Here is an 11,450-nt window from a genome sequence, read left to right as displayed (position 1 = left end):
GCATTCCCACGCGGAGCGTGGGAACGATCAGGTACTACAAGACCTGACGCAAGAAGGCCTGCGCGCGCGGATCCTTCGGCGCATCAAAGAATTCAGCCGGCGCAGCATCTTCCAGCAACTTGCCGTGATCGAAGAACAACACTCGATCCGCCACTTCCCGGGCAAAACCCATTTCGTGGGTCACGCAGACCATGGTCATGCCTTCCACGGCCAGGTTCTTCATCACGTCCAGCACCTCGCCGACCATCTCCGGGTCGAGGGCCGAGGTCGGCTCATCGAACAGCATGACCTTCGGCTCCATCGCCAGCGCTCGGGCGATCGCCACGCGCTGTTGCTGACCGCCGGACAGACGTGACGGAAACTCGTTGGCCTTCTGCGCAATCCCGACCTTTTTAAGCAACTCCATCGCCTTGGCCTCGCGCTCTTGCTTGCCGCGCTTGCGCACGACTTTCTGCGCCAGACAGAGGTTTTCCAGCACGGTCATGTGCGGGAACAGGTTGAAATGCTGGAACACCATGCCGACTTCGCGGCGGTAGGCGTTGACGTCGGTTTTCGGGTCGGCCAATTGCAGGCCGTCGATGCTCACCGAGCCGGAATCGAATTGTTCCAGGCCATTGAGGCAACGCAGGAAGGTCGACTTGCCGGAACCCGACGGGCCGATCACCACCAGCACTTCGCCTTTGGCGACCGTGGTGCTGACGTTATCCACCGCGCGCACCACTTGCCCACGGGTGTCGAAGACTTTTACCAGATCGCGGACTTCAATCACTTTGCGCGAGCCTCCGCTCAAGCCGGCTGGCGATTTTCGACAGCGGCAGGTTGATCAACAGGTACAGACCGGCGACGCAGAACAAAATCTCGAACGGCGAGAACGAGGTGGTGATGACCTCGCGGCCGCTTTTTAACAGTTCGGTGATGGCGATCACCGACACCAGCGAGGTGTCCTTGACCAGACTGATGAATTGCCCGGCCAGCGGCGGCAGCACGCGTTTCAGCGCTTGCGGCAACACCACGTGACGCATCGATTGACCGGCACTCAGACCGAGCGAGCGCGCCGCTTCATTCTGGCCACGGGCAATCGATTGCACGCCGGAGCGGATGATCTCCGCCACGTAGGCGCCAGTGAACAGCGACAGCGCGGCGATCCCGGCGAACTCGCGGGACAGGTTCATCACCGTGCCGATGAAGAAGTAGAAAATGAAGATCTGCACCAGCAGCGGCGTGCCGCGCACCAGTTCGACATAAATCGTCGAGAGGTCGCGCAGGGTCGGGTTGTTCGACAGCCGACAGAGGCCGGTGACCAGACCGATCAGCAAACCCAGGACACCGGAAACCACTGACAGCCAAAGCGTGGTCCACAGCCCCCACAACAGCGGGCCTGCTGCCCAATGCCGAGTCACGCCCACGACGTCGCCTTCGGCGACATCGTCGCCCTGAGCGAATTGCAGGCTGTTCTCGTCGACAGTCAGGTGCTGCTCGTCACCGGCGTCGTTGCGCAGGGTGACTTGCGCGCTGCTGCCCTTGCGCACCAGTTCGGTGACGGTGGAGATGTCGTTGGCACGCTGGGTTTCCTCGGCCTGATAGGCGAAGTACTGCGGCACACGGTTCCAGCGCCATTCGTAGGACATCAGCGACGTCGCGTAATACAACGCGCCCGCCAGGCCGACCAGCACCAGCACGGTGAGGACGTGCCAGGGCCATTGGGCTTTTTTCTGTTTCATTGCAGGTTCTCGGATGATCGTTCCCACGCTCTGCGTGGGAATGCCGCTAGGGACGCTCTGCGTCCCTGCCTGTTCGTGACGCGGAGCGTCACAGGATGCGTTCCCACGCGGAGCGTGGGAACGATCAGCGGATGCGCGTTATTCCATGTCCTTGAGCCACTCGGTGCTCTTGAACCACTTGTCATGGATGCGATCGTAGGTGCCGTCTTCGTGGATCTGGTGCAGGAAGTTGTTGATGAAGTTGAGGCTGTCGTAGTCACCCTTCTTCAGACCGAAAGCCAGTGGCTCGTAGGTGAACGGCTTGTCGAGGAACACCAGTTTGCCGGCGCCGACTTTGGTCACTGCAACCACGTTGTACGGGGCGTCGTAGATAAAGGCGTCAGCCTTGCCATTGACTACGTCAAGCACGGCTTCCTGCTCGTTGTCGTAGCCGTGGTACTTGGCTTTGGAGATCAGCTTCTTGGCGACCATTTCGCCGGTGGTGCCGAGCTTGGAGGTGATGCGGTAGTCTGCTGTGTTCAGGTCTTTGTAGGACTTGATGGTGCCTTCCAGTTCCTTGCGGATCAGCAGGGTCTGGCCGACCACGATGAACGGTTCGCTGAAGTTCAGGCGCAGGTTGCGTTCCTGAGTCAGGGTCATGCCGCTACCGATCATGTCGAACTTGTCGGTCATCAGCGCCGGGATGATGCCGTCGTAACCGGTGGAAACCAGTTCCAGCTTGACGCCCATGGCCTTGGACATGGCTTTGAGGATATCGACTTCGAAGCCGATGATTTCGCCGCGCTTGTTGGTCATTTCGAACGGCATGTAGGTCGGATCCATACCGACTTTCAACGTGCCGCGCTTGACCGCGTCATCGATCGCACCGGCCTGCGCCGCATTGACTGCAACCAGTGCCGTGACGCCGACCAGCAGCATCGACAGATACTTCTTCATCTTCAAGTCCCCAAAACCATTGCGTTTGCGGCGCGAAAACCAACAGTGACGGGCAAAAAAGCCCGGGTGCGCCAATTCGGGGACGGATGCTAACGCACTCGTTTTTTTGCACAAGGTTTAATGGACGATTTGTTTAACAATCAAGGGCTACCCCCTCACCCCAGCCCTCTCCCCCAAGGGGCGAGGGGGGGGAAGGGAGCCGATCTTCATGCTGTTCAAATCCGAGTTCGACTGGATATTTCAGGTCGGCGTAACTCGAACATCCAACTCGGTCAGTCCCCTCTCCCTTTGGGAGAGGGGTAGGCGGGCGGCGTTCCGATGAGGGGCTTTTCAGCAGGCCAAAAAAAACCCCGCTGGCTAGCGGGGTTTCTTTATCAGGCCGGCTGAGCCTGCAAGCTCACCGGTCGCAGCGGCAGCAACGGCGCATGCGGATCGGCTTTCACCGACGCGCGCCATGCATCCAGCCACTCGGCGTGACCTTCAGCCCAAACCTGCTCGTGCAGACGCGCCAGCGCTACAGGGTCGCTGAGCAGTTGCAGACGATCATGGTTGTTCAGCCCGGCCGGGCCAACCTTGATCGCGTGGCGCACACGTTCCTGACGCAACCACTCGATCGGCTCGGCCTGACCGTGACGGGAGGTCGCCAGCGAGCACGCCAAAGCGTTCTGCTGTGGATCGACCACCGCGCGGACAAAGCCGTCGTTGAGGGCGTGGTAACGATTTTCGTGGGTGTACTGATCAGTGGCCAGCAGCGCCTGCGGTGGATTGTATTCCTCAGGGATGAGGAACAGGCTCTCGTCACGGGACTTCAGGCCCAGACCGACACGGCTGGAGATCACCGACACCGGGATCGACAGCATCAGCGAACCGACGATCGGCACCAGCCACCAGAGGAAGCTCGGGTTCAACCAGATCACCAGCAGCGCCCAGCAGAAGCCCAACAGGGTCTGCGGGCCGTGGCGTTTGACCGCTTCGCTCCAAGGCGTCGAGTCGTCATCACGCTGCGGCGAGTTCCAGGTCGCGGCCCAGCCAAGGAACGCGGCGAGGACGAAACGGGTGTGGAAAATCATCCGCACCGGCGCCAGCAGCATGGAGAACAACATCTCCAGCAGCATCGACAGGGTCACTTTGAACTTGCCGCCGAACTCTTTCGCGCCCTTGGCCCAGATCAGAATGATGCTCAACAGTTTCGGCAGGAACAGCAGCACGATGGTCGTCGAGAACAGCGCGATCGCCTTGTCCGGGTGCCATTGTGGCCACAGCGGATAGAGCTGACGCGGTTCGAGGAAGTACTGCGGCTCCATCAGCGTGTTCACCGCCAGCAGCGCGGTCGACAACACCAGGAAGAAGAACCACAACGGCGCCGACAGGTACGACATTACGCCCGTCAGGAACACCGCACGGTGCACCGGGTGCATGCCTTTAACCAGGAACAGGCGGAAATTCATCAGGTTGCCGTGGCACCAGCGACGGTCACGCTTAAGTTCGTCGAGCAGGTTCGGCGGCAGTTCTTCGTAGCTGCCCGGCAGGTCGTAGGCAATCCACACGCCCCAACCGGCACGGCGCATCAGCGCGGCTTCAACGAAGTCGTGAGACAGAATCGCACCGGAGAACGCACCTTTACCCGGCAACGGCGCCAGGGCGCAGTGGTCGATAAACGGCTTCATGCGGATGATCGCGTTGTGACCCCAGTAATGGGATTCACCCAACTGCCAGAAGTGCAGACCGGCGGTGAACAGCGGGCCGTAAACGCGGGTGGCGAACTGCTGCATACGCGCATACAGGGTGTCCATGCCCGACGCACGCGGCGCGGTCTGGATGATCCCTGCGTCCGGCGTGGCTTCCATCAAGCGCACCAGACTGGTCAGGCACTCGCCGCTCATTACCGAGTCGGCGTCGAGCACGACCATGTACTTATAGTCACCGCCCCAACGACGGCAGAAGTCGTCAAGGTTGCCGCTCTTGCGTTTCACACGACGGCGACGACGGCGATAGAAGATCTTGCCGAAGCCTTTGGCCTCGCGGCAGACGTCCAGCCAAGCCTGTTGCTCGGCCACGCAAATGTCGGTGTCGTTACTGTCACTGAGGACGAAGAAGTCGAAACGATCCAGATCACCGGTGGCAGCGACCGACTCGAACGTTGCGCGCAGACCGGCGAATACGCGCGGTACGTCTTCGTTGCAGATCGGCATCACCAGCGCGGTACGCGCGTCTTTGGCAATCGGCTCGTTGCCGGCGCTTTTGCCGGAGATACGGTATTTATCGTGACCGGTGAGCAACTCGAGGAAGCCCATCAACGCCGTCCAGAAACCCGCCGATACCCAGCAGAACAGAATCCCGAACAGAATCAGGATGCTGGTTTGCAGCGCATACGGCAGCACTTGCGTGGCGGTTTGCAGCAGCGGTTGATGCAGGACTTCTTCGAGATCAACGAACGACCAGCCCTGGTACGGCATGATGCCTTTCATGTACCAGCCGGCGACGATGGTCTGGCCGAGCATCAGCAGCAACAGAATGTAGCGACGAATCGAACCAACGGTGCGCCAGCGCGCGGCCGGCAGGACGTTTTCGTCTTTCGGCGGCTGCGGCGGGTTGGTGCGACCGGTCATGCGGCGCCAGCCACGCACCAGAATATTGGTACGCCATGGCTCCGGCACGACTTTGGTCCGACGGATCGGCGGCGTTGCCTTCAGGCTGACGCGACCGCTGGCGTCGAGCACCAGCATCTCCGCGTCTTCAAGTTCTTCGGCGGTGCTCAGGGTCAGGCGCTTGCGCACCGAAGCCTGGGCGGCTTCGGCAGGGGCGTCGAACGTCGCGGACGACAGGCGTTCATGCAGCTCGCTGAACGACTGGCAGCCCGCGAGTTCCGCGCGCTGCTCGTCGGTCATCGGCAGATGCGCCAGATACTCGGACAGAGTCTCTGGCTGTACTTGAGAGTTACTCATCGGCAGGCAACTGATAGCTCCAGGTCTCGGTCAGGACTTCTTCAGTCGGTGCCGATTCCGGTGTGGCTGGGGCCGCGTCGGCAGCAACAGGCTGCTTGGCGTCTTTGTTGGCCTTGTCCTTGGCATCTGCAGCTGGCTTAGCGTCGGCCTGTTTGGCCTCGGCGGCTTTGGCTTCCTTGTCGATTTTCTCTTGTTGCTTGGCGGCAACCTTGTCGGCCTTGGCAACGGACGAGTTGGACGCCGGCACCGAAGACTTGGCCAGATCGGCCGTGACGATTGGCTGCACCAGAGCGGCACGCATCTCGGTCGACTTGCTCGCGTCCTTGATCTTCATGCGCAGGGTCAAGCGCCAGCCTTTGGTTTCCGGGTTGTAGCGCACGCTGTTTTCAACCAGTTCGGCGTTGTCACCGACACTGACCTGACTGCGCACGTCGGCATCCGGGGTCAGCGCCGCCAGCGATGGACCTTCGAAGTCGACCAGGTAGGCAACGCTGCCATCCGGCTGACGGATCAGGTTCGACTGTTTGACGTCACCGGTCGAACGCAGAGTCTGCGATACCCAGGCGCTGTCCGGCGCGTGAATCGCCGCTTCGTCCATAGTCCAGTGCATGCGGTAGGCGAAGTCCAGTGGCTGGCCCGGCTCGGGCATTTTTTCCGGGCTCCAGAACGCAACGATGTTGTCGTTGGTTTCGTCGGCGGTCGGAATCTCTACCAGATCAACGGTGCCTTTGCCCCACTCGCCCTTCGGCTCGATCCAGGCGCTTGGGCGCTTGTCGTAGCGGTCATCGAGGTCTTCGTAGTGGCTGAAGTCGCGACCACGCTGCAGCAGACCGAAGCCACGCAGGTTCTCGACGCTGAAGTTGCTTACGGCCAGGTGTTTCGGGTTGTTCAGTGGACGCCAGATCCACTCGCCGTTACCGGCATGGATAGACAGACCGCTGGAGTCGTGCAGTTCACGACGGTAGTTGAGGACTTTCGACGGCTGGTTGGCACCGAACAGGAACATGCTGGTCAGCGGTGCGATACCCAGTTTACCGACCTTGTCACGCAGAAACATCTGCGCCTTGACGTCGACAATGGTGTCGCTGCCCGGACGCAGGATCAGACGGTAGGCACCGGTAGCGCGCGGCGAATCCAGCAGGGCGAAGATCACCAGGTGCTTGTCACCCGGCTTCGGCTGTTGAATCCAGAACTCGCGAAAACGTGGGAACTCTTCACCCGACGGCAGCGCGGTATCAATCGCCAGGCCACGGGCCGAGAGGCCGTAGGTGTGGCCCTTGCCGACAACGCGGAAGTAACTCGCGCCGAGCATGGTCATGATTTCGTCTTGCTTGTCGGCCTTGTTGATCGGGTACAGCACACGGAAACCGGCATAACCCAGTTGTTCGGTGGCTTTCGGATCGAATTTGAGGTCGCCGAAATCGAAGCGGGTCGGATCGTATTTGATCTCTTCGACGGTGTTCGCTGTGATTTCGTTGATTTTCACCGGTGTATCGAAGTGCATACCCTGGTGATAAAAGGACAGTTTGAACGGGGTCTTCTGATCAGCCCACTCAGCCTTTTCGGTGAGGAAGCGGATTTTCTGATAGTCCGCGAACTTCATGTCGCGGAATTCGTTCGGCAGGTTGCTGCGCGGGGCTTCGAACTTCTGCCCGGCCAGCTCTTTGGCCTTGGCCGATACATCGTCAAGATTGAACGCCCAAAGCTGACCGGCGCTGAGCAGGCACAGGAGCGCCGAACCCGCTACCAGGGCACTTCGCATGCGTTTGGCAGACATTTTTGCTGCATTACAGGGACTAACAATCACGAGCAACCCTCGCCGAAAACAGATCAAAAAACCAACGGCCAGATGAAGTGCCTGTGAGGCTTTCGGCAGTGAAAAGCCGACCTTCCAGAGCACCCTTGCCAAGTTGGCGAGCATTGTTCCGACTCCGCTGGGGCAAAATGATTCCCCAATCGGATCCAGACAAGTCTCTACCTAAGTCAAAAATGAATCAGCGAACGCTGATCCCAGTGCGCGCGATTATCTAGTAGCCCGCATGACAACGCATCAGGGGTAACAAAGTATTTATCGCGAAAACACCCTAAAAACAGTCGAAATTTCCTAAAAAGGTGTTTCAAGCGCTTTCAGGTCTGTAACAAAAAGGTAACCGGGCCATCGTTGACCAAATGCACCTGCATATCGGCGCCGAATCTACCTGATGCCACAGTGCCATGCACCTGTTTCGCACTGCTTAATAGATAGTCGAACAATTCCTCGCCCAAGGCCGGAGGCGCGGCCGTCGAAAAGCTCGGGCGCAACCCGCTTTTGGTGTCGGCCGCGAGGGTGAACTGCGAGACCAGCAGCAACCCGCCACCGACATCGGCGAGGGACAAGTTCATCTTGCCCTCCGCATCACTGAATACCCGATAGTTAAGCAGTTTATGCAGAAGTTTGTCGGCGCTGGTACGCGTGTCGTCGGGTTCGACCGCCACCAGCACCAGCAAACCGTGATCCACCGCGCCAACCACTTCGCCGGCGACTTCAACCCGCGCACCGCGTACGCGCTGTAACAGCCCCTTCATGCTTCTTCAGGCGGCAGGTCGAGCAGGCGCCGGGCCATGTTCCCCGCGGCGCGTACCAGTGCATCGGTGATGCCCGGTTCAGAGGCCGCGTGGCCGGCATCACGGATCACCTGCAGTTCGCTGTTCGGCCAGGCCTGATGCAATTCCCAGGCGTTGTCGAGCGGGCAAATCACGTCGTAACGACCGTGAATGATCACACCCGGCAAATGGGCGATCTTGCCCATGTCGCGGATCAGCTGGTTCGGCTCAAGGAAGGCATTGTTGGTGAAGTAATGGCACTCGATCCGCGCAATCGACAGTGCGCGCTGCGGTTCGGAGAAGCGATCGACCACCAACGGGTTCGGCCGCAGGGTTGCAGTACGACCTTCCCAGGTCGACCAGGCTTTGGCCGCGTGCATCTGGGCGATCTGGTCGTTGCCGGTCAGGCGCTTGTGGAATGCGCTGAGCAGGTCATCGCGCTCGTCCAGCGGAATTGGCGCGATGTAGTCCTGCCAGTAATCAGGGAACAGACGGCTGGCACCGGCCTGATAGAACCATTCGATTTCCTGCGGACGGCAGAGAAAGATCCCGCGCAGGATCAGACCGTGCACACGCTCCGGGTGGGTTTGTGCGTAAGCCAGCGCCAAGGTCGACCCCCACGAACCGCCAAACAGCACCCATTTATCGATGCCCAGGTGTTTGCGGATGCGCTCAAGGTCGGCGACCAGATCCCAGGTGGTGTTGTTTTCCAGGCTGGCGTGCGGCGTGGAGCGTCCGCAACCGCGCTGGTCGAAGGTGACAATGCGATACAGGTTCGGATCGAAATAGCGACGGCTCTGCGCGTCGCAACCGGCGCCAGGGCCGCCGTGGATGAACACAACCGGCAAACCCTCCGGTGAACCGCTTTCGTCGACGTACAGCGTATGGGTGTCATCGACAGCCAGATCGTGCCGGGCGTGAGGTTTGATCTGCGGAAACAAAGTCTGCATTGCGCGCTCCGTAAGGGGTCGAGGTCATCCCTGGGGGGACTTCTATTATTCTGCCGTTGGGCATCATAAACCCGATTTACGTCAATGAGCATGCTCCGGGGCCTGATCATTCCCACGCTCTGCGTGGGAATGCCTCTTGGGACGCTCCGCGTCCAGTGACGCGGAGCGGCACGGGCTGCATTCGCACGCGGAGCGTGGGAACGATCAAGATCGCAGCCTTCGGCAGCTCCTACAGGGGTGAGTCAGCCGCGGTAGTGTTTTTCGCCCCAGACTAGATAGCCCTGCAGTAATTCCTTGAGCACCACCCGCGTCGGCTCGGCCAGATCGGCGCGGTAGCGAAACGGCTCGAATTCTTCCATGTAGGTGCTCTGGCACAACTCCAGTTGCACGGCGTGGATGTTCTCGGCCGGGTTGCCGTAGTGACGGGTGATGTGGCCGCCCTTGAAGCGTCCGTTGAGCACGTGGCTGTATTGGTCGTGACGCGCGCAGATCGCTTCAAGTTGCGTGGCCAATTGCGGATCACAACTGGCGCCATTGAAGGTGCCGAGGTTGAAGTCCGGTAGTTTGCCGTCGAACAGGTGCGGGATGATCGAGCGGATCGAGTGCGCGTCGAACAGCAGCGCGTAGCCGAATTCGGCTTTCAATCGCGCCAGTTCTTCCTGAAGCGTGCGGTGGTAAGGCGTCCAGATCTGCTCCAGGTAGATTGCGCGTTCCTCTTTCGACGGCTCATGGCCTTCACGGAACAACGGGATGCCATCGAACAGCGTCGCAGGGTACAGACCGGTGGTGGCACCGGCGTACAGCGGTTTGTCGTCGGACGGACGATTCAGGTCAATCACAAAACGCGAATACTCGGCGGCCAAGGTGCTGGCGCCCAGTTCTTCAGCAAAGTCGTAAAGCTGGGGGATATGCCAGTCAGTGTCCGGCAGGCTTTTCGCGTCCGGGATGAGTCCGGCCTCCACCGCCGGGGTCAGGCGCACACCGGCATGCGGCATGCTGATCAGCAGCGGCACGCGACCTTGTTTGAAGTTCAGAACCTTATCCACAACCGCCCTCCTACAGATTTGATTCGACGCCGTGACGCACGACGCGTTTATCCAGATCACCACCGAGCCAATAGGCCAGATCCGCCGGGCGATCGATTTGCCAGGCAACAAAGTCCGCGACCTTGCCGACTTCCAGCGAACCGTGGGTGTCGGCCATGCCCAGCGCTTGTGCGGCGTGAATGGTCGCGCCGGCCAGGGCTTCTTCCGGGGTCATGCGGAAGCAAGTGCAGGCCATGTTCAGCATCAGGCGCAGCGACAGCGCCGGCGAGGTGCCGGGGTTGAGATCGCTGGCGATGGCGATTTTCACCTTGTGCTTGCGCAAGGCGTCCATCGGCGGCAACTGGGTTTCACGCAGGAAGTAGAACGCGCCCGGCAACAGCACCGCGACGGTGTCGGATTTGGCCATGGCAATGACGTCAGCCTCGTCCATGAACTCCAGGTGATCGGCAGACAACGCCTTGTATCGCGCGGCGAGGCTTGAGCCGTGCAGCGATGACAGCTGTTCGGCATGCAGCTTCACTGGCAGGCCGAGTTTTTGCGCGGCGATGAACACACGCTCGACCTGTTCAGGGGAGAACGCCAGGTATTCGCAGAAGGCATCTACGGCATCGACCAGACCTTCGGCGGCCAACGCTGGCAGCATCTGAGTGCAGATCAGATCGATGTAATCGTCGGCGCGATCCTTGTACTCCGGTGGCAACGCGTGGGCGGCGAGGCAGGTGCTGCGCACGCTGATCGGCAACTCTTTGGCCAAGCGCCGGATGACCCGGAGGATCTTGCGTTCATTGGCCAGATCGAGGCCGTAGCCCGATTTCATTTCGACCGTGGTCACGCCGTCGCGCATCAGGCTTTTCAGGCGTTTGGCGGCGCTGGCGAACAACTCGTCTTCCGTCGCTTCACGCGTCGCGCGCACGGTGCTGGCGATGCCGCCGCCCGCCGCCGCGATTTCCGCGTAGCTGACGCCTTGCAGTCGCTTTTCAAATTCGCCACTGCGGTTACCACCGAACACCGTGTGGGTGTGGCAGTCGATCAGACCGGGGGTGACCCATGCGCCTTGCAAGTCGTTGACCGCCGGGTATTCGCCGGACGGCAATTGATTGCGCGGGCCGATCCACTCGATGTGCGCACCGGACGTCACGATGGCCGCATCCTCGATGATCGAGTAGACGCCTTGCGCCATGGTTGCGACGTGGCAGTGTTGCCAGAGGGTTTTCACTGTTGGCCTCCGTTGGGGTTGGTGATCGTTCCCACGCTCTGCGTGGGAATGCA

Annotated in this window: 9 protein-coding genes; all 9 read right to left on the bottom strand. The window is 60.4% G+C overall.

Annotated features, from left to right (window positions below; genetic code table 11):
* Window positions 1-34: 34 nt before the first annotated feature.
* The 9 genes from J0G10_RS02940 to hutI all read right to left on the bottom strand — a co-directional run bounded on the left by J0G10_RS02940 (window position 35) and on the right by hutI (window position 11,397).
* A complete protein-coding gene (locus J0G10_RS02940; protein WP_220557388.1) occupies window positions 35-769 on the bottom strand; it encodes an amino acid ABC transporter ATP-binding protein in 735 nt (244 codons plus the stop codon).
* Complete coding sequence (locus J0G10_RS02935) at window positions 762-1,721, bottom strand: amino acid ABC transporter permease (protein ID WP_220557386.1); 960 nt, start codon at window positions 1,719-1,721, stop codon at window positions 762-764. The genes J0G10_RS02940 and J0G10_RS02935 overlap by 8 nt, the downstream gene beginning before the upstream one ends.
* Window positions 1,722-1,859: 138 nt before the next feature.
* Window positions 1,860-2,657, bottom strand: coding sequence for a transporter substrate-binding domain-containing protein (locus J0G10_RS02930; RefSeq protein WP_034152980.1), 798 nt, complete (start codon window positions 2,655-2,657; stop codon window positions 1,860-1,862).
* A gap of 374 nt (window positions 2,658-3,031) precedes the next feature.
* On the bottom strand, window positions 3,032-5,602 hold the full coding sequence (mdoH, locus tag J0G10_RS02925; RefSeq protein ID WP_095047190.1) for a glucans biosynthesis glucosyltransferase MdoH: 2,571 nt from the start codon (window positions 5,600-5,602) through the stop codon (window positions 3,032-3,034).
* Window positions 5,595-7,379: a glucan biosynthesis protein G gene (locus J0G10_RS02920; protein WP_425355394.1), complete on the bottom strand. Its 1,785-nt coding sequence runs from the start codon at window positions 7,377-7,379 to the stop codon at window positions 5,595-5,597. The genes mdoH and J0G10_RS02920 overlap by 8 nt, the downstream gene beginning before the upstream one ends.
* A 350-nt stretch (window positions 7,380-7,729) precedes the next feature.
* Complete coding sequence (dtd, locus tag J0G10_RS02915; protein ID WP_007909321.1) at window positions 7,730-8,167, bottom strand: D-aminoacyl-tRNA deacylase; 438 nt, start codon at window positions 8,165-8,167, stop codon at window positions 7,730-7,732.
* Window positions 8,164-9,135: a prolyl aminopeptidase gene (gene pip / locus J0G10_RS02910; protein ID WP_008080611.1), complete on the bottom strand. Its 972-nt coding sequence runs from the start codon at window positions 9,133-9,135 to the stop codon at window positions 8,164-8,166. The genes dtd and pip overlap by 4 nt, the downstream gene beginning before the upstream one ends.
* A 242-nt stretch (window positions 9,136-9,377) precedes the next feature.
* A complete protein-coding gene (gene hutG, locus J0G10_RS02905) occupies window positions 9,378-10,181 on the bottom strand; it encodes an N-formylglutamate deformylase (RefSeq protein ID WP_220557382.1) in 804 nt (267 codons plus the stop codon).
* Window positions 10,182-10,191: 10 nt separating this feature from the next.
* Window positions 10,192-11,397 carry an imidazolonepropionase gene (gene hutI, locus J0G10_RS02900; protein WP_220557380.1) on the bottom strand — a complete coding sequence of 402 codons (1,206 nt, stop codon included), beginning with the start codon at window positions 11,395-11,397 and terminating at the stop codon, window positions 10,192-10,194.
* Window positions 11,398-11,450: the final 53 nt, after the last annotated feature.

The sequence above is a fragment of the Pseudomonas germanica genome, assembly GCF_019614655.1.
GTDB classification, from domain to species: Bacteria; Pseudomonadota; Gammaproteobacteria; order Pseudomonadales; family Pseudomonadaceae; genus Aquipseudomonas; species Aquipseudomonas neuropathica.
Note: the sequence above shows the minus strand (reverse complement) of the source record. Positions and strands in the feature narration are given on the sequence as shown.